Genomic DNA, 23,197 nt, shown 5'->3' with positions numbered 1-23,197 from the left:
ACGGCCCGCGCCGCGAGGTAGGCAGGAGGCGCGAACGCGCTCGCGGCCCGCGACGCGCCCATCCCAGGCGCCGCGTCGGCGAGACGGTGTACGGCTGAGCCCGGCGCCCGGTACGTCGAGCAGCCTGGCGACTCGCGTTGCGGGCAGGCGACCCCGGACGCGCGGGCGGTGGCGCGCCCTCCCAGGCGCCGCGTCGGCGGGAAGGTGTACGGCCGAGCTCGGCGCCCCAGTGCAGCGAGCAGCCTGGCGACCCCGCACTGCGGGTAGACGATCCCGGACGCCCTCCCAGGCGCCGCGTCGGCGGGATGACGTACGGCGGAGCTCGGCGCCCCGGTACGGCGAGCAGGCTGGCGACCCCGCGCTGTGGGCAGGCGATCCCGGACGCGCGGGCGGTGGCACGCCCTCCCAGGCGTCGCGTCGGTGGGAAGGTATACGGCCGAGCCCGGCGATCTTGCATGGCGAGCAGCCTGGCGACCCTGCGACGCCGCACCGGGTGGCCTCCAGGCGCCGCGTCGGCGGGACGGTGTATGGCGCCCTGGTACGGCGGGCAGTCTGGCGGTCCCGCGCTGAGGGTAGGCGATTCCGGACGAGGCGTGGTGCCAAGGACGTGTGTACGTGCTCACGGTCGGCGGCGCGAGGTGGGCGGGGGAGGTACGCGTGTGCTCGCGGCCCGCGACAGACCCCTCTCAGGCGCCGCGTACGGCGGTCCGCGACACGCCCCTCCAAAGCGCCGGGTCGGGGGGAAGGCGTATGGCGGTGTTCGGCGCCCCTGGTAGGGCGAGCAACCTGGTAGGTCCGGGATGGGCGGCAGGTGGTTAGAGGGTGGGGGTGGGGCCGGGGCGGTGGAGGACCATGTAGTCGGTTGAGGCGTAGATCTGCTGGTAGCCGTTGGCGAGGAGGAAGCGGATGCGAGCCTGCTGTTCGGTGAGGTCCTTGAAGGGGAACGTCTTGCGTCCCTGGTCGGCCACCACCCAGGGCGCCCATCGGGGGGTACGGTCCCACAGGAGGACTCGGTCGCGGGACGTGAGCGCGGGCGCCAGGTTGTTGGCCGCCTCGACCAGCACACCATCCGGCACCTTGGCCACCGCCGCCGCCGCAGCCTGCTCCCGCTGATCGAGCCGGTAAGACTCGGGATCCGCCACCTGCGCCAACGAGAAGAACGGCACCGCCCCGACCGCGAACCCCAACACCCCCGCGGCCCATCCCCGCACCACCCCCTCCCACGACCGCCCCACCCACTCGCGCACCGCGCCCAACCACGCGAGCGGTCCGCGCACCCACATCAACCACGCGGGCCGTACGGACGCACGTCCCAGCCGCGCGGCTGACTGGGCAGGGTGCTCATGCGCGGACCCCGGCCACGTGAGCCGTCCGTCAACCGATCTCGGCCACGCAGGCGAGCCTGCTGGCTGTGCGGGCTCATGGCTCGGCCGTGCGGGCTCGGGTGGCACCTGGGCGGGTGGTCGTGGCGAGGATTGAGTGGGTAGGGCGTGGGGTGCCCGGGGATGTTCGCGGGGGCGTAGACGGGTGATTCCGTCGGCTGCGGCGGCGAAGACGAGGACGATGAGGAAGGCGTTGTAGTGGTAGGAGGGGACCCACCAGTTCGGGAATGAGCTGGCCAGCATGCGCTCCGCCAGTAGCGGGATCGTGGCCAGGAGCAGGGGGGACAGGAGCGCCGCTCCTAGGGTGACCGCCAGGAGGAGGGCGAGGGTGGCGAGTTTGACCGGTGGGGTCCAGAGTTGGGCGGCGATCGTGAGGGGATCCGTCAGCGCCGTTTTGACCACTCCGGAGACGTTCGGCCCGAGCGCACCGTACGCCCAGTAGTAGTCGGGCCGCCCGCCGAAAGCGGGGACGAGGATCTGCGTGGCGAGCCAGGTGTAGAAGAGCCCCCCGGCCACGAACGATCCGCCCATGACCCGCCATCCCGCCCGGGTGAGCAGGAACAGGCCGAACCCGGCGACCAGCAGCCCCATGTCCTCCTTGACGCACAGCAGCGCCACGGCCGCCAGGATAACGGGCACCCGCCGTCCGGCCTGCCAGCGTTCCAGCATCACCCCGGTCAGCAGCGGCACGAAGGCCACTTCGTGGAAGTCGAACGCCACGGTCTCCACCACCGGCCAGGAGATCGCGTAGGCGGCGGCCACCGCGTACGCGGGCCACCTGCCGAGCGTGCGCCACGTGAACACCCACAGCGGGACGATCGCGGCAGCGAGCAGTACGGCCTGCGCCACGAGCAGCGTCGTCGGCCCGTCGAACACCCAGTACAGCGGCGCCAGCACGGCCAGGATCGGCGACCAGTGATCCCCCAGCACGCTGAAGCCCGCGCCGAAGTCGTTGTGCACGCCTTTGACGATCGCGATGGGCAGCTGGAACCTCGAGTACGACCGCACCGCCTGGTCGAAGATCACCAGGTCATAGGCCCCCGCCTTGAAGTTGGCCACCTTGACGAGGGACAACACCACGTAGACGGCGGCCGCCAGGCCAGCGAGGACCGCCACCCCGACCCGATCCCCTCGCCGCACCGCCACCTCCCAGACGCCCGCCCCGCACGGGCCGGTCCCCGCACCCTATCCACGCCCACCCTCTCCCCAAGCCACCCGAGTACGGCAGGCCCATCCACCCGCATCATCCGGGAACGCCCGGGCTCGCAACGCGCATCGAATGGCAGGGCGTCAGGGGAGGCCACAGGGCGGGGAAGTGAACCAACCGCGAAGGAGAGGGGAGGACGGAGCCGCGAAGGAGAGGACGGAACCGCCGAGGAGAGGGAGGAGCAGGCAGAGAGGGAGAAGCGGGGAGGGCGGAGCCGGGGAGGGGAGGGGAGGGAGAACAAGGGAGGGTCGGAGCGGGGGAGGGGCGGAGCAGGAGAGGAGAGGGAGGGCTCGAGCCGAGAAGGGGAGGGGGCGCAGGGGGGTTAGGGGGATTGGGTGGTGCCTTGGAGGATGTGGGCTACGGTTTGGCCGGCGGCTGTGGTGGCGGCGGCGGTGCCGAAGGCGATGATGATGGCGATGAGGGGCGTGGCGAGGCTGCGGATGCTGCGGACGTTGCGTACCCGGCCCCAGGGCTCCCCGGCCAGGTGCATGATCCGCCACTCCCAGTAGAGCCCGAGCCCGAGCGACACCAGCGCCACCTCGCCCACCACGATGGCGACGACCTGGACCTTGTCCAGCGCCCCGAGATCCGGCTGGAAGAGTGTCGGCAAATATCCGGAAAGCTCGGTAATCAACGCCGCCACCATCAGGTGAAGCGCCTTGGTCATCGGCTGCGTCCCCCGCAACCTCGAATAGAAATATCCGTACAAAAACCCAAAAGCAGGAAGAGTCAGCAAATATCGGGAATCGAAGATGAAACTGGAAAGATCGGGACCCGCCGGCCAGCCGTACACGAGCAGAAACGGCAGGCTCAACAGCAGGCAGATGACGAAGGCCGTCACCCCGTTGTGCCACGGCGAGCAGGCCGCGGCCGTCCCGAAGGCGTTCTCCCGCCCGTCGGAGTGCAGCGCCCGCTCCAGATCCCGCCGCCGCCGGTCGAAGTCCGCCAGCGTCATCTCCCCCGACCCGAGCCGCCCCCGCCCCAGCCGGTACAGCTCCTGCTCGGAGATCTGCAGCAGCCGCCGATGCAGCGCGCCCCTGACCAGCTCCCGGTGCTCGGCGGGCGTGGCGGGCTCGGTGAACGGCGGATGCGTCCGCGCGAGCAGCCACCGGGCGGCCACCCAGGCCACGATCGAGGTGATCGACAGCAGCGGCAGCGGCACCTGGCTGTCGGCGACCGTGACGGTGCCCCGCGGCGTCAGGTAGAGCACCATCAGCACGATGATCATCGTGGCCGCCGCGGTGCGCCCGTCGGCGGCCTCCACCGAGTCGCCGAGCCGGCGCAGGCGCAGCACCAGCAGCACGAACCCGAGCAGCAACAACCCGAAGACCCCGCGCATCAGCGGCGTGAGCTCGAACCGCCCGATGGTCGGCAGCGTCTCGGGCAGCGGCAGGCTCCACGACCCGGCGTCCAGCCACTCGGTCGGCCATCCCTGCACGAGCAGGCTGACCATGACGATGACCAGTACGGTCACCCGCGACCACCCCTTGGTGGCCACCGCCACGACGGCGATCGGGATGATCGACCAGAAGAGCCCGAGCACCAGCCGGACGCTGTCGGGCGGGTATACCCCGGTCAGCAGCGCCCGCGTCCACAGGGCCAGCGCGAGCAGCCCCACCGCCGCTCCGGCCCACAGCGCGGCCAGCCGTACGACGACCATGGGCACGCCGAGGTCGGCGCTGAAGGCGACGGCCGAGCCCGCGGCGGCGACCGCGGCCGCGAGCGCCGTGGCCACCAGGACAGGCCCGGGCAGCTGCTCGTGCAGCCACGACCAGCTCAGCATGCCGAACCCGACGACGACCCCGAGCGCGGTCACGCCGAGCGCGTCATTGGTCGTCCAGGGCGGGCTGGTCGGCACCACCCGGGCCGCGTGCCGTACGGCGAGCGCGGGCAGGGCGAGGAAGAGGATCACGTACGAGATGGGCGCAAGAGCGGGGTCGAACAGCGGGATGAGCAGCGTGGGGGCGGCCAGCACCAGCCCGACGACCAGCTCGCGGTTGGCCAGGCGCTGCCACCAGACCGTGCCGAGCGACCGGAGCAGCAGCACGAGGAGCACGATCGCGGTCAGGATGCCGAGCGCGGTACCCCAGGAGACGTCGTCATGCTCCTCGGCGTCCGGGTATCCGAACGAGGAGGGCGCGAGCGCCAGCTTGACCCGGTTGGGCCCGACGGTGAACTGCAGGCGCCGCCGGCTCTCGTCGTCCGGCTGGACGCCCTGCAGCCCGGTCACCGTCCACCCCACGGGCGTCAGCGTGACCGTGCGCGTCACCACCAGCAGCGGCTTGGCCAGCGGAGCGTTGAAGTCGAGCTGCAGCACCTCGCCGCGCGGCAGCTGACGCAGCAGGGTGACGCTGAACTCGACGGTGGTCAGGCCCGCGAAGGTGGACAGGCGGGGCGCCAGCCGCGTGGTGGGCGCCAGCGCCACACCGTTGATCTTGATGGCGCCGAACCCGTCGTCGGTGAAGCTCTGGACGGCATTGGGCAGGTCGAGCCCCTGACGCAGGGTGAGGACGAGCTGGTCGGCCTCGGCCATGCGCAGGCTGTGGGTGATCGTCACCTTGACCTGGCTCTGCCGCTCGTCCAGCCGCCCCTGCAGCGCGCCGGCCAGGTCGGCGCGGGTGGCCGGGCCGACCTGGATGTCGGTCGTGGCGACGCGCTGCCGCTCGACCTCCGGCTGGCGCTGCACGGAGGACACCTGCCACGGATAGATCCTGGTCTGGATCACCGACGGCTGGGCGCCTCCCACCGGCCGGGCGACGACGGCGCACCAGACGATGGCCCCGGCCGATACCAGGGCCAGCCCGTAGGCCACGACCATCCGGAGCACCCCCACAGTGAGGATGATCCACGCGGCCGTGACAATGTTCTACGACAAGCAGTAACGGTGTTATTACGACCGCTTGGCCCGTGCGGCCGCCCTGCCGCGCGTGGCCCCGTCCAGGACGACCTTGCGGATGCGCACCGCGTCAGGAGTGATCTCCACGCACTCGTCCTCGCGGATGAACTCCAGGGCCTGCTCCAGCGACAGCTGCCGGGGCGGGATGACCTTCTCGGTCTCCTCGGAGGTGGACGAGCGCATGTTGGTGAGCTTCTTCTCCTTGGTGATGTTCACATCCATGTCGTCCGACCGCGAGTTCTCCCCGATGATCATGCCCTCGTAGACCTCGGTGGTCGGCGCGACGAACAGGGTGCCGCGCTCCTGCAGGTTGAGCATCGCGAAGGCGGTGACGGGGCCGGAGCGGTCGGCCACCAGCGAGCCGTTGTTGCGGGTGCGCAGCTCGCCGAACCACGGCTCGTAGGAGTCGAAGACGTGGTGGACCAGCCCGGTGCCGCGCGTCTCGGTCAGGAACTCGGTGCGGAACCCGATCAGCCCGCGCGCCGGAACCACGAACTCCATCCGGATCCACCCGGTGCCGTGGTTGGTCATGTGCTCCATACGGCCCTTGCGTACGGCCAGCAGCTGCGTGACCGCGCCGAGGTACTCCTCGGGGCAGTCGACCGTCAGCCGCTCCACAGGCTCGTGCAGCTTGCCGTCGACGGTCTTGGTGACGACCTGCGGCTTGCCCACGGTCAGCTCGTAGCCCTCGCGGCGCATCTGCTCGACCAGGATGGCCAGCGCCAGCTCACCACGGCCCTGCACCTCCCAGGCGTCGGGCCGGTCGGTGGGCAGCACACGCAGCGAGACGTTGCCGACGAGCTCCTTGTCGAGGCGGTCCTTGACCATCCGCGCGGTGACCTTCGAGCCCTTGACCTTGCCCACGAGCGGCGAGGTGTTGGTGCCGATGGTCATCGAGATGGCGGGCTCGTCGACGGTGATCAGCGGCAGCGGCCGCGGGTCGTCGGGGTCGGCCAGCGTCTCGCCGATCATGATGTCGGGGATGCCGGCGATCGCCACGATGTCGCCGGGACCCGCCTCCTCGGCGGGCTTGCGCTCCAGCGCCTCGGTCATCAGCAGCTCGGTGAGCTTGACCCGCTGGATCGTGCCGTCGGTGCGGCACCAGGCCACCTGCTGGCCCTTCTTCAGCGTGCCCTGGTGGATGCGGCACAGCGCGATCCGGCCCAGGTAGGAGGAGGCGTCGAGGTTGGTGACGTGGGCCTGCAGCGGCGCCGCCGGGTCGTAGACCGGGGCGGGGATCGTCGACTTGATGATGTCGAACAGCGGCTCGAGGTCGTCGGAGTCGGGCATGCCGCCGTCGTCGGGCCGGTTCATCGAGGCCCGACCGGCCTTGGCCGAGGCGTAGACGATCGGGAAGTCGATCTGCTCCTCGGTCGCGTCGAGGTCCATGAACAGCTCGTAGACCTCGTCGACGACTTCCTTGATGCGGGCGTCGGGCCGGTCGACCTTGTTGATGCACAGGATCACCGGCATCTTCGCGGCGAACGCCTTGCGCAGCACGAACCGCGTCTGCGGCAGCGGCCCCTCGGAAGCGTCGACCAGCAGCACGACCCCGTCGACCATGGAAAGCCCGCGCTCGACCTCGCCGCCGAAGTCGGCGTGGCCGGGGGTGTCGATGATGTTGAGGGTCATGCCGCCGTGCTTGACAGCGGTGTTCTTCGCGAGAATGGTGATCCCCTTCTCGCGCTCCAGGTCGTTGGAGTCCATGACCCTGTCGTCGACGTCCTGGTTGGCGCGGAACGCCCCGGACTGCCAGAGCATGGCGTCGACCAGCGTGGTCTTGCCATGGTCGACATGCGCGATGATCGCGATGTTCCGCAGGTCGTCGCGGCTGTTCAAAGGCATAGTGACGTCTCGCTCTGTGATCGTGGGGTCGGCCGCGCGAAGTCGCGACATATCAATTCTACGGGAGGAGTGGTACCAGGTGCCTCTTGGCGAACATCCTGGCCTCCTGATCTGTTCCCAGCGGAATCGCGGTGTCCGGTGTCAACAGGAACGACAGGGCGAGCCGGATGAACATTTCGGAAACAGCCTCGGCGTCGGGGAAGTCCAGGTGCGCGGCCAGGTATTCGCGCGCCACCCGTAGGTAGGGTCCGGCCTCCAGCGTCAGCTGCGGCAGGATCGTCTCGGGCTCGCTTTCCAGCAGCCTGCTGAGCAGCGGATGGCCGCGCACCAGCCGCAGCGTGACGACGAACCCCTCCTCGACCTGGTCGGCCAGCGTCGGCAGCGGCGACACGGCCCGCTCGAACTCGGCCAGGAACCGCTGCAGCTCGCGCAGCATCACGCCCTGCACCAGGTCGCTCCTGCGGGCGAAGCGCCGGTAGACGGTGACGCGTGACATCCCCGCCTCCCTGGCCACGTCGTCCACCGTGGTGCGGCGCAGCCCGTGCGCCAGCATCCGCCGGTAGGCGGCGTCCAGGATCCGCTCGGCGGGGTCGTCGGGCACGGATCAAGGATAGGTCCACCAGGTGGCCATGAAAGGTTCACGTGTCGCTCAAGAAGAGCTACATAACGTGATGCACATTTGTGCGCATGGCAGCGACGCCTGGAGTTCCTACATTGGCGGCATGACGTGGACAGAGCTGGTGCTGGCCGCCGTACCCCAGCGGGGCGACCAGCCGGCCGTGAGCGACGTCAGGACAGGAGAGCTGCTGTCCTACGCCGCTTTCAATAGAAGGGTCACGCACGCCGCCGGCGGGTTCCGCCGTCACGGGCTGCGCTACGGCGACAGGGTGCACTTCGACCTCCCCTTCGGCGCGATGCTCCCGGTGCTGGTGCACGCGGTCGCCTGGGCGGGCGGGATCGCCGTCCTGCGCCCCTCCGGTACGGCGAGCATCCTGGTGACCCTCCGGGACTTCTCCCCGGGCCCCAAGCAGGTCTTCACCCTCGAGCCCGTCCCGGGCGCGACGCCGGTCGCCGAGCTCGTCAGCGACCAGGCGGTGGAGTTCGGCCCGCTGGCGGGCCCCGCGCTGAGCCTCGACGGCGAGCGCGTCCTCGACAACGACGAACTGGCCGCCGACCTGCGCGGGCTGGCCAGGCGGCTGGTGGTCGGCAAGAACGACGTGGTGCTCGCGGCGGTCACCGACAGGATGCGGGGCCTGCGGACCGTCGATCTGGCGCTGACGGCCGGCGCCCATGTGATCATCGCACACGAGCCGACGCTGATCGGCTGCAGGGTGCTCGCCCAGGAACACGGCGCCACGCTGGTGGTGGCGCCCAACGACATCGCCAGGAGGCTGCTGGGAGAGCCTGGGCTGCGGGTGGTGGACGAGCGCGCGATCGTCAGTTCCCTGGGACTTTGAGGCAAACCGATGACACGGCGCGTCAAGTGCGACAGTGTGTGGGGAGGAGCGTGATCCTTCCGCAACTCTGGGTGAACACATGGCGGATGCCCCCCGGCACAATCTTCCCGCTGAGCCCAACAGGTTCGTCGGTCGCGAGCGTGACCTGGACGACCTGGCCGGGCTGTTCGACGAGACGCGTCTGGTGACACTGTGCGGCGTCGGCGGGATCGGCAAGACCAGGCTGGCCAGACGGCTGGCGGCCAGGCTCGTATCCGATTTCGCCGACGGTGTCTGGCTCGTCGAGCTGGCCAGGATCACCCGCCCCGAGCTGGTGGTCCAGGCGCTGGCCGACGTGCTCGGCGTGCGGGAGGAGATCGGGCACCCGCTGTCCGAGACCCTGCTGGCGCGGCTGGAGCGGGCCAGGATGCTGCTCGTGCTCGACAACTGCGAGCACCTGGTCGAGCGCTGCGCCGAGCTGGCCGCCGAGCTGATCGCCCGCTGCCCGGACCTGAGGCTCCTGCTGACCAGCCGTGAGCCGCTGCGGGTGCCGGGCGAGCTGATCTGGCGAGTGCCGCCGCTCGACCTGCCCGTGCCCGGCAACCCCGAGGCCGAGTCGGTGCGGCTCTTCGAGGACAGGGCCTCGGTGCTGCCGCCGGGCAGCGCCGTGGACATCGCCAGGCTCTGCACCGCGCTCGACGGGCTGCCGCTGGCGATCGAACTGGCGGCGGCCAGGACCAGGATGCTGACCCCGGCCCAGATCGCCGACCGGATCGGCGACCGGTTCCGGCTGCTGACCAGTGGCGACCGCACCGCGCCCGCCCGGCAGCGGACGCTGCTTGCCGCGGTCGACTGGAGCCACGACCTGCTCGAGCCCAAGGAACGGGTGCTGCTGCGCAGGCTGTCGGTGTTCGCCGGGCCGTTCGACCTGGAGCTGGCCGAGGAGATCTGCGCCGACGGCCGGCTCATCGAGGCCGAGGAGGTGCTCGACCTGCTCGGCAGCCTGGTCGACAAGTCCCTCGTGCTGAGCGCGCGCGGGCGGTTCCGCCTGCTGGAGACCATCAGGCAGTACGCGGGGCGGCGGCTGCGCGAGGAGGGCGAGCAAGAGGGCTTCCGCGACCGGCACCTGCGGGTCTTCTGCGATCTGCAGGTACGGCTCTACGACACCGGGCTGGTGGCCGCCGACACGCCCTGGCCCGAGCGGCTGGCCTGCTACACCCGCGGCCGCGCGCTGCTCGACGACCAGCGGGCCGCGCTGGGCTGGGCGGTGGAGTCGCGCAACGCGCCGCTGGGCATCAGGCTGTGCCTCATCGGCTCCAGCGTGCTGGAGGTCCACGGCGACATGGGCGAGAGCGTCGAGTGGTACGAGCGGCTGCTCGCCCTCGACCTGTCGCCGGTGCCGCCCCGCGACGTGGCGCTGGCCAGGGCACACCTGGCCTTCGGGCTGGAGAACCGCGACGAGCTCGGCCGCGCCCGCGACCTGGTGCTCGACAGCGTGGCCGAGCTGCGCGGCGAGCCGTACGCCTTCGAGGTCGGCATCGCCTACCTGGTCGCCGCCAACGCCCTGCTCAGGACCGGCAAGGTCGAGGAGGCCGTGCACTACATCGAGGAGCTGCACGCCAAGGCCGACGAGCACGGTGACATCTTCAACGTGGCGCTGGCCATGCTCGCCCTGTCGAGCGTGGCCATGAAGCGCGGCAGGCTGCGGGAGGCGCAGCGGCAGGCCGAGACCGCGCTGGCGGTGGCGCAGCGGCACGGCCACCGCTGGGCCATCGCCCGCATCTCCCAGCACCTGGGCGGCATCGCCGAGCAGCGCGGCGACCTGCAGAGCGCCCAGGAGCACTTCGCGGCCGCCATCCCGATGCTCGAGGAGCTCGACAACCGGGTCGAGCTGGCCGCCTGCCTGGCGCGCCTGGGCCGGGTGGCCGCGCTGCTGCACGACCTGCCGCTGGCCAGGGAGCGGCTGCGCGCGAGCATGGCCCTCAGCCTGGAGACCAGCCACCGGCTGGGCATCTCGCGGTGCCTGGCGGCCCTGTCGGCGGTGGCCGAGGCGGGCGGCGACCTGGAGGGCGCGGTGCTGACGGCCTCGGCCGCGACCGCGCTGCGCGAGACCATGGGCCAGTACTCCTCCAAGACCGTCAGGGTCGACGAGCTGCTGGCGACCGCCCGCGCCAAGGTCGGCGAGGGCCACACGAACCTGCTCTGGACCCGTGGCCGGCAGCTGAGCCCCGAGGAGGCCGCCGAGTTCGCCCTGGGGCAGGGGCGCACGATCTCCCCGGCGGCCGAGCGGGTCGAGCGCATCCCGCGCTCGGTGCTGACCTCGCGCGAGCAGGAGATCGCCGGCCTGCTGACGCGCGGGCTGTCCAACCGGGCCATCGCCGAGGAGCTGGTCATCAGCCCGGCCACGGTCGCCCGGCATATCGCCAACATCATGGAGAAACTCGGCTTCACGGCCCGCGCCCAGATCGCCGTATGGGCCGCGGAACATGAGCACAAGTCTGCATAGGATTCTGCATAATCCGCCCCATGCACGCGCCGCCACCCGTGCCTACGGTGAGCCTCATGGATGTGCGCATCGTCATGGTCGACCCGGTGGGCGAGGAGCTCCTCACCGAGGACCAGCTGGACGCGAGGCTGGCCGCGGCCACCGCCCAGCTGCGGCGCCATGGCGTGCGCGAGGGGGACATGGTGGTCATCTGCCTCCCGCTGGGGCCCGATCTGCTGGTCGCCGTCGACTCGGTGATCGCCGCGGGTGGCACCGCCTGGCCCGTGCCCGCCGAGCTGGACTCGGCCACGATCCACGAGCGCATCCTGGCCAGCGGCGCCCGCGTGATGATCTCCGACCTGCCGCACGCGGTCGAGGCGGCCGAGGAATCGCGGGTCAGGGTCGTCGTCAGCGTGGCCGAGCTGGGTGCCTAAGCTCTGGTTCATGCCCTTCGCGCCCAGCCTCCCCGTCATGCTCAGGACCGAGGACGGGGTCCGCATCGACGCCGTTCACACCCCGTCCCGCGCCGGCACGACCGGGGTGGGCATCGTGGTGGCCCACGGTTTCACGGGCTCCTGGCGGGAGCGTACGGCGCGCCGCATCGTGCACGTCCTGAGCGGTTACGGCGGGGTCGTGGCCTTCGACTTCCGCGGCCACGGCCATTCCGGCGGCGAGAGCACGGTGGGCGACCTGGAGATCCTCGACGTCGACGCCGCCGTCCGTCACGCCCGCGTGATCGGCTACGACAAGGTCGCGGTGCTGGGCTTCTCGATGGGCGCCGCGGTCGCCGTACGGCATGCCGCGCTGAAACGTGGCATTGAAGCCGTCGTGGCGGTCAGCGGGCCCGCCCGCTGGTACTACCGGGGCACCAAGCCGATGCGCCAGGTCCACTGGGCCATCGAGCAGCCGATCGGGCGGTGGGCGGCGCGGGTGGCCAAGCGCACCAGGATCGCGAGCGGCCAGTGGGACCCGATCCCGATGCCGCCGCACGAGGCGGCCGGCCTGATCACGCCGACCCCGCTGCTGGTCGTGCACGGCGACGCTGACTCCTTCTTCCCGCTGGAGCACGCGCACCAGCTCTACGACGGCGCCCGCGAGCCCAAGCAACTGTGGATCGAACCGGGATACGGCCACGCAGAGTCCGCGGCGACCCCCGAACTCATCCGCCGCATCGGAAAGTGGATCTCTTCGAACCTTTCCTGAGTAAAACGCGTCTACCTATGGCGGATGGAAGAAAACCACCGGGAGAAAGTCCTTGGGGAAGGAAACCACCGCAGGTGGTGACCGTAGGACATACTTCATGTAGTCGGTCGGTTGCCCAGCGTCGCGGGGGCGCGCTGGGCCATCCGTGCACGACATCACGCCAAGGGCGGACATTTCCGCCCTTGGCGTGATAAATCAGCCAAGCCTGGAGATCGTCTTGTACTCCAGGTAGCTGCTGAGTCCCTCGGGCCCGAGTTCCCGCCCGACGCCGCTGGCCTTGTAGCCGCCGAAGGGCGCGTTGGCCTCCAGCATGAAGCAGTTCACGCCGTACGTCCCTGTGCGGACCTGGCGGGCCACGTCCATGCCGTGGTCGGCGTCGGCGGTCCAGACCGTGCCGGCCAGACCGTAGTCGCTGTCGTTGGCGAGGCGGATGGCGTCGGCCTCGTCGTCGTAGGGGATCACCGCCAGCACCGGGCCGAAGATCTCCTCCCTGGCGATGCGCATGTCGTTGGAGACCCCGGAGAAGACCGTCGGGGCCACGTACCAGCCGCGGTCCGCGGGCCGGTCCAGGCCGCCCACGACGACCTTGGCGCCCTCGTCCATGCCGATCTTGATGTAGCCCTCGACGCGCTCCTGCTGGCGCTTGGCCACCAACGGGCCGATGCCGGTGCCCGGGTCGGCGGGGTCGCCGACGGGCTGGGAGGTGACCATGTTCGCCACCGCCTCGACGACCTCGTCGTAGCGGTTGCGGGAGGCCAGGATGCGGGTCTGGGCCACGCAGGCCTGCCCGTTGTTCATCAGCGAGGCGATGGCCAGCATGCCCATGCTGGCGCCCAGGTCGGCGTCGTCGAGCACGATGGCCGCCGACTTGCCGCCCAGCTCCAGGCTGACCCGCTTGAGCTGCTCGCCGCAGATGGCCGCGATGCGGCGGCCCGCGGCGGTCGAGCCGGTGAAGGCGACCTTGTCCACGCCCGGGTGCGAGATCAGGTGCTCGCCCACCTCGCGGCCCGCGGGCACGATGTTGAGCACGCCCGCCGGGATCCCGACCTCCTGCACCATCTCGGCCAGCAGGTAGGCGTCCAGCGGCGTCTCGGGCGCCGGCTTGAGCACGATCGTGCAGCCGGCGAGCAGCGCGGGGGCGAGCTTGGTCATCGTCACGAACTGCGGGACGTTCCACGGCACCACGGCCGCCACCACGCCCACCGGCTCACGCCGTACCGTGGTCGGGCCGAACAGCCCGGGCCGCTGCTCCTCCTGCGCGAACTGCCTGCCGTACTCGGCGTAGTACTGCAGCATCCCCAGCGGCTGCGGGGCCTGCGCGAGCTGGGAGAAGGTGATGGGCGAGCCCATCTCCTCGGTGATCAGCGCGGCCATCTCGCCCTGCCTGGCCGCGTACACCTCGGCCAGCCTGCCGATCACCTCGGCACGCTCGGCGAAGGTCATGCGCGGCCACGGCCCGTGGTCGAACGCCTCGCGCGCGGCGGCGACCGCGCGGTCCATGTCCGCGGCGGTGCCGTCGGGGACGCGGCCGACGATCTCCTCGGTGTGCGGCGAGATGACGTCGATGGTCGCGGTGCCCGCCGGGGCCACCCATTCGCCCCCGATGAACAGCTTGTCGTGATGGCGCATGTCGTGAGCCTCCTGCTTGACCGAATGCTTGCTTGCCACCGACCCTTCCAAGCTGACCGAACCATGTTCTGTCGGCGCACGCAAGAGGGGTACGGCAGGCCCGCCGTACCCCTCCTGGTGCCGTCAGCCGAGCAGATGCGTCAGCGACCGCTTCATCAGATCGGCCCGCTGCTCAGGCGTGCTGAGCGCCTCGGCGCCGAATCCCAGGTAGACGGTGTTCTTGGTGACGATTCCCGCGCCCTCCTCGAACACCTGGTTGGTGCGGAACCAGTTGTTGATCGACGGGGTCGAGCCCTCGGGCGGCCCGGCGGCGGTCCAGCCGCCGAGGTCGGACTCGAACGAGGTCTCATCGGCCGTCGCGCCGTCCAGCGTGACCTTGGCGTCGTCGAGGAAGACGCCCGCGCCCTGGGTGCTCCAGTCGCTGATGTAGGACAGCGAGAGCTCGACCTTCTTGCCCGCGTACGGAGTCAGGTCGACCTTCCACTGCTGCCAGCCGCTGGAGTTGCCGGTGGAGGCGTTCCACGAACCCGTGCTGCCGGTGGGCTCGCAGTTCGGACCCTGGTAGTGGGTGGTGAACGGGTGGATGGTGCGCCAGTGGTCGCCGTTCGGCGTGGCGCAGCTGGAGCCGGTGGACTGGGTGGTGTGCCCGTTGGCGTCCGGCAGGGTGGTCCAGTCGTCCTGGCCGACCGTGTGGGCCTCGACGGTGAAGAAGTCCCAGTCCTGCTCGGTGTCGTGCGACACCCAGAACGACAGGTCGCCGGCGCTCTTGCCGGTCAGGTCGATGGTCTTGGTCAGCCGCTTCCACGACACGTCGGCGATGCCGCTGTAGACGTCGTAGGAACCGGTGTGCGGGTCGAACGGTGCCCCCGGCCGGTCCCACTTCACCGGCGCCGAGCTGCCGAACTGCGGGAACTGCGCGGGGGGCAGGATGGCGGAGGTCGCCACGAACGACTGCGTGTGGCTCTGCGCCAGCGTGCCGTTGAACCCGGCGAACGGCCCCGCGACCCCCTTCAGCGGGAACGGCTGGCCCGTGTTCTGGTCAGCGCCCGCGTTGTCGAAGAAGACGTAGGCACCCAGCCAGTACTGCTCGAAGTCGTTGAACACCGGGATGCACAGCGGGTTCGTGGCGTCGGTGCACTCGCCCTGCGCGGGATCGGGCTGGTAGACGTACGAGCCGTTGATGTTGTCCGCGTAGGACGGGTACTTGCCGGCGTGGACCAGCTTGCCGCCCTCGTTGAGGTAGTCGCGCACGGCCAGCTCGGTCTCCACGCCGCCGCGCGAGGTGGTGCCGGGCACCTGGCCGACGCTGCGCGGGATGATGTCGTCGCCGGTCTCCCAGACGACGGCCTTGTAGTGGCTGAGCACGCCCAGCGCCGACGGCGCCTTGCGGCCGTTCTTGTCCATGTCGTAGACGTCGGTGCTGTAGCCGGCGTCGTTGAGCGCCTTGACATAGTCGGCCTTGTACTTGGCCTCGGTGGCGTTCTGCACCGGGCTGAGGCCCGTGACGTCCTCGGTGGCCAGCACCAGCACCTTGCCGCCGATGTCGTCGGACACCTGGTAGGTGAAGTCGCCGCTGGTCTTGCCGCCGAAGGCGGTGAACCACACCTTCACCTTGTCACCCGGCTTGGTGCCGGTGATCTTGCCGCGCAGGAAGTGGTAGTAGCTGTCGTAGCCCTTGCCGTAGCGCTGGCCGCCCTTCCACTCGCCGGTGAGCGCGAACTTCTCGCGACCGCCGTTGACCTGGTAGTGCAGCAGGACGGGGCCGAGCCTGCGCTTGGCGTCGACCTGGACGACCTGCTCGGTGCCGTAGCTGACCTCGAAGGGGTCGAGCACGAAGTCGGGCGTGGTGTTGCCCAGGTGGCTGGTCGGGTCCGCCAGGTTGGGCGCCGACTTGGCCACGTCCATGGCGAAGGGCAGGTTCTTCTCGAACTCCGCCTGCACCTTGGCCTCGTCGTCGGGGAAGACGAAGCCGCAGCCGTCGCAGCCTTCCTCCAGCTCGGGAGTCCAGGCCAGCGTGCCGTACGCACCGTGCGCGTGGTCGGTGGTCTCGCCGTTGGTGGTGTAGAGCTCGGCCGACAGCTCGGGGCTGAAGCCGGGCACCGCCGGGTTGAGCTTGGTGCCGGTGAGGGCGAGGTAGACCGGGTTGTCGGCGGTCTTCGTGGCGATCTGCCAGCCGATCGGGTAGAGCAGCAGCGGGCCGAAGGAATGGTAGTTCACCTGGGCCTTGAAGCGGATCCGCTTGAGCAGGCCGTCCATGGCCACGGTCTCGGGCTCGCTCTTGGGGCCGGTGCCGCGGTAGGTCTCGCTGCTCGGGATCGAGGAGGAGCCCTCCTCGTCGTAGTGGTAGTTCGTGGGGAAGTTCCGGTTCGGGTCGACGCCGTCGCCGTTGGTGATCTTCCCGTCGCCGTTCACGTCACGCAGGTTCTTGCGCCACAGGCGGTTGCCCTCGGTGAAGGTGAAGTCGTAGCCGTCGGGGTTGGCCACCGGGACGAACCACAGCTCCGTCCTGTTGAGCAGGTCCTTCAGCTGGACCTTGTTGGCCAGCACGTACTTCAGTATCCGCATGTCGACCTCGGTGGAGATCCACTCGCGGGCGTGCTGGGTGGCGGAGAACAGCGTGGCCGGCTTGACCCCGTCGGGCAGCACCCTGGCCAGCGTGCTGACCTTGACCGCCAGGATGTCCTGGCCGCGCAGGGACTTGCCGATCGTCTCCAGCTTCACCAGGTCCTTGTTGGCCGCGGCGATGGCCTTCAGCTGGTCGGCGATGCCGCCGGGCTCCGAATAGGACTTCCACACCGTGTACCCGGCCGTGGCCTGTGCCTTGGCGGCCTCGAGCTGGGTCTGGCCCTGCGGGTTGCGCACGGGCTGCGGCTTGTATCCGAGCTTGCCGAGAGCGTCCAGTTCGTTCTGGGCCGCGGTCAGCTCGACGTGCTCCTTGCCGTCCTTGGTCTGGTCCTGGACGACGTCGAAGCCCTTTTCCTTCAACGTCTGTGCGGTGCCGGGTGGGCTGTCGAGCTGGTAGAGCTCGATGCGGTCGCCGGGAGGTAAGGAGGGATCCACGGACGCCTGCGCTTCCACGGCGACCAGGGACGTGCCTAGGCCGAGGATGACGGCCGCGGCGAGGACTAAAGGTCGAGACACGGTTCTGCCCCTTCGCAGAGTCGAGTTGTTCGAAATTTCACCCGATGCCGCGATCTCCACAAGGCCCAACTTTTATGTCGCTCTTATCGCCGCTAAATCGGTGGAAAGTTCGCCAATGGTGCATGAGTTCATCCGTTCGGGTGGCAGCGACCAAGATCAACTTCTATAGTTTCCGTTGGCCTAGAGGGGAGGACGAACGTGCGATTCGGTCGCATCGCCATGTGCGCCGCAACCATGTTCGGCCTGCTCGCGCTGCCCTTCACCCCGCCCGCCGCCGCCGATCCCGACCAGGCCAAGCTGAAACAGCTGACCAAGGAGGCGGCCCGGCTCAACAGCCTCTACCGGGGCCAGATCCAGAGTCTGGAAGAGACGCGGTTCGCGGCCAAGAAGGCCACCGATTCCGCCGGCAACCTCCAGAAGCAGCTCGACGACGCCCGCGACGACGTCAGCCAGATCGCGCAGACCGCCTACATCACCGGCTCGCTCGACAACGTCCAGCTGTTCGGCCTGGAGATCGATCCGACCAAGGCGCTCGGCCAGGCGGCCAACATGACCTTCATGGCCGACGAGCGCGCCGGCCGGGTCCTGCACATCCAGGAACTGATCCAAGAGGCAGGCCAGGCCAAGAAGGACTCGGCCGACAAGATCAAGGATCTCGAGCAGGAGATCGCCAGGATGAAGAGCAAGCGGCGCGAGATCGAGCGCCTGCTCGCCAAGTTCGGCTTCCAGCAGCCCGGCGGCTCCGAGGGGCTCACCGCGCGCATGATCGCGGTCAGGGCCGAGATCATGCAGAACTTCCCGATGCCCTACGGCGTCGGCTGCCTGCGCCCCGGCGACCCCGGCGAGCACGGCAAGGGCCGCGCCTGCGACTTCATGATGTCCAGCGGCGGCAGGCCCGCCGCCGGCGCCGACGCCGACCGGGGCGACGCGCTGGCCGCCTGGCTGATCAAGAACGGGCCGCGGATGGGCGTCATGTACATCATCTGGAAGCAGCGCTACTACGACATCCGCTCGGGCGCCGGATGGAAGCTGATGGCCGACAGAGGTGGAGTCACCGCCAACCACTATGACCACGTCCACGTCTCGGTGTTCTAGCCTCGGTACATGACCAGTACCCTGCGCCGCCGCCCCGCCCAGCGCCGCAGCCTCGAGCGGGTCGAGCGGATGCTCGACGAGTGCGCGCTGCTGCTCGACGAGATCGGTTACGACGCTCTCACCACCAAGGAGGTCGCGCGCAGGGCCGAAGTGCCGATCGGCACCTTCTACCAGTTCTTCCGCGACAAGCAGGCGCTGGTCAGGGCGCTGGCGTTGCGCAACCTGGAGGCGTTCCTGAGCCGGGTCACCGAGCGCATCGAGACCGCCTCCCTCGCGCACTGGACCGACCTGGTCGACCTGGCCATCGACGAGTTCGTCGCGATGAAACGGACCACGCCCGGGTTCGCCGTCGTCGACTTCGGCGAAGTGCTGGCCGCGCCCGGCGGGCCCGCGCTGGCGGGCACCAATCGGATGCTCGACGCCGCCCTGGAGAACAACGCCGTCGTCGCCGACCGGCTGCGCGGAATCATGCTGGAACTGCTCGACGCGCCTCCCACCGAAGGGCTCGAACGCGCGCTGCTCGTCTCGGTCGAGGCGACCGACGCGATACTGAAGCTCGCCTTCCGCGTCGACCCGGCCGGCGACCCGGCGCTGATCGCCGAGTCCAAGCACCTCCTGCGCCGCTACCTCGCCGACTACCTGCCCTGACTTTCCTCAGTACGGCAGGCCCCGCGGAGCCGATCTCCATGTCAAACGCCTTGACCTTGAGTGCGCTCCAGGTGGGATCCTGGGGAGCGTGAGCGTCTACACACCTTCCGAAGTGGTGGAGGAGACCGGCTTCACGCTGGACACGCTGCGGTACTACGAGAAGATCGGGCTGCTTGAGCCCGTGGGCCGCAACGCGGCCGGGCAGCGCAGGTTCAGCGAGCAGGACGTCGGATGGCTGGGCATGATCCGGTGCCTGCGCGACACGGGCATGCCGATCGCGACCATGCTGCGCTTCGCCGAGTTGGTGCGGGCGGGCGACCACACGATCCCCGACAGGATCCGCCTGCTCGAGGAGCACGACCAGCAGGTCGAGGGGCAGATCGCCAAGCTGACCGAGCGGCAGAAGTACATCCACCACAAGATTTCCCACTACCGCAGCGTCCTCTAGCCGGGGCTTTGACGTCCGGTTGCTAGACCGGGTCCCATGGCTGGACCCCGGGCAAGGCGGATCAACATCCCGCTGCGCAGAGTCGCCCTGCTGTGCTCGGTGATGCTGTTCGTGGCACTGGGCAACATCACCTACATCCAGGCGTTCGGCTCGCAGAGCCTCAACGCCGACGCCCGCAACCAGCGCACGCTGATCGCCCGGTTCGACCATCCCCGGGGCGACATCACCACCCGCGACGGCACCGTCATCGCCACGAGCCGCCGCACGGGCGGCGAGCCGTACGAATATCGACGCGAATACCCGGAGGGGGCGATGTACGCCCCCGTGACCGGGTATGCCTCGCTCTACAGCACCACGGGCATCGAGCGGGCCGAGGACAGCGTGCTGTCGGGCGACGAGCCGAGGGTCCGGGTGCACTCCCTGGTCCGCAAGGGCAGCCTGCAGGGCGGGACCGTGCGGCTGACCATCGACGCCCGCGCGCAGCGGGCCGCCTACGAGGGACTGGCGGCGACGGGGAAGCCCGGCGCGGCGGTCGCGATCAACCCGCTGACGGGCGCGATCCTGGCCATGGCCAGCTATCCCTCCTACGACCCGAACCTCTACGCCACGCTCGACGGCCACCAACTGTTCAGCAACGACGCCCGGCTGCGCTCCGATCCCGCCCAGCCGCTGCTCAACAGGGCCCTCAACCAGACCTACCCGCCCGGGTCCACCTTCAAGATCGTTACTGCGGCGGCGGCGCTCACCACCGGCGAGTACGCGCCCGGCGACCGCGTCGACGGGCCCCGGCGGCTGCCGCTGCCCGGCTCGGCCGCCATCATCCACGGCGGGTGCGGCGGGCGGCCGCTGGCCTACGCGCTGCAGGTGTCCTGCAACACCGCCTTCGCCGGGATCGGCCTGGAGCTCGGCCAGGACACGCTGCGCGACCAGGCCGAGGCATTCGGCTTCAACGTCGACGACCTGGCCGTGCCGCTGCCGGTCTCGCGCAGCGACTTCCCCGCGGGGATGGACCGGGCGCAGACCGCCATGTCCGCCATCGGGCAGTACGACGACCGCGCCACGCCGCTCATGATCGCCATGCTCTCCGCCGCCGTCGCCAACGGGGGACTGCTCATGCAGCCCTACCTGGTGGAGGAGGTCCGCCTGGCGGACGGCTCGATCGTCAGCCGCGCCCAGCCCTCCGAATACCGCACCGCCACCACGGCCGACATCGCCGACCAGCTCACGGACATGATGGTCGCCGTCACCCACCCCGGCGGCACGGGCGCCGCCGTCGCCATCCCCGGCATCGACGTCGCCGCCAAAACCGGCACCGCCACCGACACCCCCCACGCCCCCACCCTCTTCACCGCCTTCGCCCCCGCCGACGCCCCCGAGGTAGCCATCGGCATAGCCCTCGAAAACGCCACCCCCGCCACCACCACCCCCCTGGCCCGCCACCTCCTCGAATCCCTCCTCAACTAGCCCCACGTACGGCGGGCAAGGCGCCCCGGCGGGGCACGGCGGGCAAGGCGGCCCCGGCAGCGTACGGCGGGCGTCCACCGAGTGCCGGGTCGGCGAGGAGGTGTATGGCGGGTCTCGGCGCAATGCGGACGGCGGGCAGCTGGGACCCCGCGGGGTAGGGCGGGCGTCCACCGAGTGCCGGGTCGGCGAGGAGGGGTACGGCGGGGCTCGGCGCAATGTGGGCGGTGGGCAAGGGGGACCCGGTGGGCCACGGTTGTGGAGGGGCGTAACGGTGGCCCGCCCCGCATCGCCGGAGGAGCGTCTCCCTGGACAGGGGCCGGCCATGGATGGCGGGTGGCGGTGAGGGCGGCTTGCCGTACGGCCGATGACCGGAGGACGTCACCGGGTGGGGGCGGCTCGCCGTACCAGCGAAAGCCCCACGTAGGAGCAAAGCGGACAAGTTATCGGTAGGCGGAGGCTTGGAGGGTGTAGAGGTCGGCGTAGAGGCCGTTGAGGGACATGAGGGCGTCGTGGGTGCCCTGTTCGGCGATCTTGCCGTGGTCGAGCACGTAGATGCGGTCCGCGTACCGGACGCTGGCCAGCCGGTGCGTGATGAGCAGCACCGTCCGCCCGTCGGAATGCCGTCTGATGCGTTCGAACAGGGCGTGCTCCGCGCGGGCGTCCAGGGCAGCCGTGGGCTCGTCGCAGATGAGCAGGGCGGCGTCCCGGTGGAAGCCGCGCGCGATCGCGATGCGCTGCCACTGCCCGCCGGACAGCTCCTGCCCGTCCTTGAAGCGCCGGTCGAGCAGCGTCCGGTAGCCGTGCGGCAGCTCGGCGATCACCTCGTCGGCCCCCGCGACGGCGGCGGCCGCGTGCAGCGCGGGCTCGCCCCGGTCGGTGCCCATCGTGACGTTGTAGCGGGCGGTGAGCGGCCAGCGCGTGTGGTCCTGCGCGATGACGGCGATGCCGTGCCGGAACTCCTCGGGGTCGACGTCGCGCAGGTCCGTCGAGTCCCACCGCACCGTGCCCTGGTCAGGCTCGTACAACCCCGACAGGATCTTGGCCATCGTGGTCTTGCCGGACCCGTTCTCGCCGACGAAGGCGATCACCTCGCCCCGCTTGATCTCCAGCGACACCCCGTTCAGCGCCGTCGAGTCGGAACCCGGATAGGTGAACGTCACGTCCTCCGCCGTGATCAGCGAGAACTCGGTGGGCGCCGCGACGGATCGAGCCGCGGGCAGGCGGCGCGCGGCGTCGTCGCAGAAGTCGAGGAAGTCGGTGAAGTAGAGCCCCTCCTCGTAGAGCCGGTTGGTGGCGTACATCAGGTTGCTGAGCGACGTCTGCCCCGACCTGATCGCCAGCACCGCGGTGCCCGCCACGGCCAGCGGGATCGCCCCGACGGCCAGCAGCACGCCGAGCGCCACGTACACCAGCCCGCTGCCGAGCCCGCCGAGCGCCTCGCCGACGAGCTTGGCCACGGTCTGCCGCTTGGCCAGGCCGAGCATGACGTCCTGCTCGGCCCGCGCCACCGCGTCGTACATGCGCAGCAGGAAGCCGCGCATGGTGAAGGAGCGCACCTCGGCGGCGGGCTCCCGGTCGGCGAGCAGCTGGCCGATGATCCACTTGCGCCGGTTGGCGGGAATGAGCGCGATCATCGTGGCGTAGCGCATCCGCGCCCCGCGCACGGCCGCCCAGGCGTCGGGCAGTACGGCCAGCAGCAGCAACGGCAGCAGCACGGGATGCAGGACCCCGAGCACCCCGGCGACCGCGGCCAGCCCGACCAGGGCGGTCACCGCGTTGATCGCCGTGGTCACCACCGAGTCGGCCATGGCCACCCCGCGTAACCTGGCGCGCTGCAGCGTGTCGTGGAATTCGGGGTCGTCGAAGGCGGCCAGCGGCACCTGGCTGGTCAGCGAGTAGAGCCGTTCCTCGGTCAGCCGTGCGATCTGCGGATCCAGGCGCGACTGCGCCCAGCCGGCGCCCGCCTGCACCACCGTGCGCAGCGCGGCGGCCGCGGCCACCACGATCAGGCTGGGCAGCGCCGCGACCACCCGCTCAGGCGTGGGCCCCTCGCGGAACAGCGCGCTCAGCACCCCGGTCGTGGCCAGCAGGCCGAACGCGGTGAACACCCCGCCGAGCAGGTTGAGCCCCACGGTGGCGACGGTGTCGCGCGGGCTGGCCCGCCACGCCATCCGCATCGCCTGGTTCACCAGGAACGGCAGCCGCCGGGCGATCGCCAGGAAGCCGACGCCGGCCAGTTTGTCCGTGTGGGCGTGCCAGTCGGAGAAGGCGATCTCCCCGAGCTCCAGTTCGTCGGCCATGTAGGCCAGTGTGCGCGG

Annotated in this window: 15 protein-coding genes; 8 read left to right on the top strand and 7 right to left on the bottom strand. The window is 70.3% G+C overall.

The window, feature by feature from the left end:
• Positions 1-815 precede the first annotated feature (815 nt).
• The 4 genes from KIK09_RS32850 to KIK09_RS32835 all read right to left on the bottom strand — a co-directional run bounded on the left by KIK09_RS32850 (position 816) and on the right by KIK09_RS32835 (position 7,931).
• On the bottom strand, positions 816-2,522 hold the full coding sequence (locus tag KIK09_RS32850; RefSeq protein WP_214323291.1) for a DUF2079 domain-containing protein: 1,707 nt from the start codon (positions 2,520-2,522) through the stop codon (positions 816-818).
• Positions 2,523-2,911: 389 nt separating this feature from the next.
• Positions 2,912-5,422, bottom strand: a complete 2,511-nt coding sequence (locus KIK09_RS32845; RefSeq protein ID WP_214323290.1) for a hypothetical protein — start codon at positions 5,420-5,422, stop codon at positions 2,912-2,914.
• Between the two features lie 57 nt (positions 5,423-5,479).
• On the bottom strand, positions 5,480-7,330 hold the full coding sequence (typA, locus tag KIK09_RS32840; protein WP_214323289.1) for a translational GTPase TypA: 1,851 nt from the start codon (positions 7,328-7,330) through the stop codon (positions 5,480-5,482).
• 58 nt (positions 7,331-7,388) lie between these two features.
• Positions 7,389-7,931: a TetR/AcrR family transcriptional regulator gene (locus tag KIK09_RS32835; protein WP_214323288.1), complete on the bottom strand. Its 543-nt coding sequence runs from the start codon at positions 7,929-7,931 to the stop codon at positions 7,389-7,391.
• A 121-nt stretch (positions 7,932-8,052) separates the two neighbouring features.
• On the opposite strand from KIK09_RS32835, the gene KIK09_RS32830 reads away from it, so the two are divergent.
• The 4 genes from KIK09_RS32830 to KIK09_RS32815 all read left to right on the top strand — a co-directional run bounded on the left by KIK09_RS32830 (position 8,053) and on the right by KIK09_RS32815 (position 12,454).
• The gene (locus tag KIK09_RS32830; RefSeq protein ID WP_214323287.1) at positions 8,053-8,787 is read left to right on the top strand and encodes an AMP-binding protein; all 735 of its coding nucleotides are present in this window, start codon (positions 8,053-8,055) and stop codon (positions 8,785-8,787) included.
• Between the two features lie 79 nt (positions 8,788-8,866).
• Positions 8,867-11,272, top strand: coding sequence for a LuxR C-terminal-related transcriptional regulator (locus tag KIK09_RS32825; RefSeq protein WP_214323286.1), 2,406 nt, complete (start codon positions 8,867-8,869; stop codon positions 11,270-11,272).
• A 56-nt stretch (positions 11,273-11,328) separates the two neighbouring features.
• Positions 11,329-11,685, top strand: coding sequence for an AMP-binding protein (locus KIK09_RS32820; protein WP_214323285.1), 357 nt, complete (start codon positions 11,329-11,331; stop codon positions 11,683-11,685).
• A gap of 10 nt (positions 11,686-11,695) precedes the next feature.
• A complete protein-coding gene (locus KIK09_RS32815; RefSeq protein ID WP_250574129.1) occupies positions 11,696-12,454 on the top strand; it encodes an alpha/beta hydrolase in 759 nt (252 codons plus the stop codon).
• Between the two features lie 195 nt (positions 12,455-12,649).
• On the opposite strand, the gene KIK09_RS32810 is transcribed toward KIK09_RS32815, so the two are convergent.
• The gene (locus KIK09_RS32810) at positions 12,650-14,083 is read right to left on the bottom strand and encodes an aldehyde dehydrogenase (protein WP_214323608.1); all 1,434 of its coding nucleotides are present in this window, start codon (positions 14,081-14,083) and stop codon (positions 12,650-12,652) included.
• A 123-nt stretch (positions 14,084-14,206) separates the two neighbouring features.
• Positions 14,207-17,224, bottom strand: coding sequence for a M14 family metallopeptidase (locus KIK09_RS32805; RefSeq protein WP_308164418.1), 3,018 nt, complete (start codon positions 17,222-17,224; stop codon positions 14,207-14,209).
• A gap of 198 nt (positions 17,225-17,422) precedes the next feature.
• Here KIK09_RS32805 and KIK09_RS32800 point away from each other — a divergent pair, with 198 nt between their 5' ends.
• From KIK09_RS32800 to KIK09_RS32785, 4 genes are all read left to right on the top strand, one after another.
• Complete coding sequence (locus KIK09_RS32800) at positions 17,423-18,319, top strand: coiled-coil domain-containing protein (RefSeq protein ID WP_214323284.1); 897 nt, start codon at positions 17,423-17,425, stop codon at positions 18,317-18,319.
• Positions 18,320-18,328: 9 nt separating this feature from the next.
• Entirely contained in the window at positions 18,329-18,967 is a 639-nt protein-coding gene (locus tag KIK09_RS32795) for a TetR/AcrR family transcriptional regulator (protein WP_214323283.1), read from the top strand.
• A gap of 88 nt (positions 18,968-19,055) precedes the next feature.
• Complete coding sequence (locus KIK09_RS32790; protein ID WP_214323282.1) at positions 19,056-19,415, top strand: MerR family transcriptional regulator; 360 nt, start codon at positions 19,056-19,058, stop codon at positions 19,413-19,415.
• A 36-nt stretch (positions 19,416-19,451) separates the two neighbouring features.
• A complete protein-coding gene (locus tag KIK09_RS32785) occupies positions 19,452-20,879 on the top strand; it encodes a peptidoglycan D,D-transpeptidase FtsI family protein (RefSeq protein ID WP_214323281.1) in 1,428 nt (475 codons plus the stop codon).
• 440 nt (positions 20,880-21,319) lie between these two features.
• Here KIK09_RS32785 and KIK09_RS32780 read toward each other — a convergent pair whose 3' ends face one another.
• Positions 21,320-23,179: an ABC transporter ATP-binding protein gene (locus KIK09_RS32780; RefSeq protein ID WP_214323606.1), complete on the bottom strand. Its 1,860-nt coding sequence runs from the start codon at positions 23,177-23,179 to the stop codon at positions 21,320-21,322.
• Positions 23,180-23,197: the final 18 nt, after the last annotated feature.

The sequence above is a fragment of the Nonomuraea sediminis genome, assembly GCF_018531495.1.
GTDB classification, from domain to species: Bacteria; Actinomycetota; Actinomycetes; order Streptosporangiales; family Streptosporangiaceae; genus Nonomuraea; species Nonomuraea sediminis.
This window is presented reverse-complemented; position numbering and strand designations above follow the sequence as displayed.

Bases quoted from the DNA above. Each gene is read 5' to 3' on its own strand.
- KIK09_RS32810 (WP_214323608.1), bottom strand. From the start codon at position 14,083: ATGCGCCATCACGACAAGCTGTTCATCGGGGGCGAATGGGTGGCCCCG.
- KIK09_RS32780 (WP_214323606.1), bottom strand. From the start codon at position 23,179: ATGGCCGACGAACTGGAGCTCGGGGAGATCGCCTTCTCCGACTGGCAC.
- typA (WP_214323289.1), bottom strand. From the start codon at position 7,330: ATGCCTTTGAACAGCCGCGACGACCTGCGGAACATCGCGATCATCGCG.
- KIK09_RS32830 (WP_214323287.1), top strand. From the start codon at position 8,053: ATGACGTGGACAGAGCTGGTGCTGGCCGCCGTACCCCAGCGGGGCGAC.
- KIK09_RS32820 (WP_214323285.1), top strand. From the start codon at position 11,329: ATGGATGTGCGCATCGTCATGGTCGACCCGGTGGGCGAGGAGCTCCTC.
- KIK09_RS32825 (WP_214323286.1), top strand. From the start codon at position 8,867: ATGGCGGATGCCCCCCGGCACAATCTTCCCGCTGAGCCCAACAGGTTC.
- KIK09_RS32815 (WP_250574129.1), top strand. From the start codon at position 11,696: ATGCCCTTCGCGCCCAGCCTCCCCGTCATGCTCAGGACCGAGGACGGG.
- KIK09_RS32795 (WP_214323283.1), top strand. From the start codon at position 18,329: ATGACCAGTACCCTGCGCCGCCGCCCCGCCCAGCGCCGCAGCCTCGAG.
- KIK09_RS32785 (WP_214323281.1), top strand. From the start codon at position 19,452: ATGGCTGGACCCCGGGCAAGGCGGATCAACATCCCGCTGCGCAGAGTC.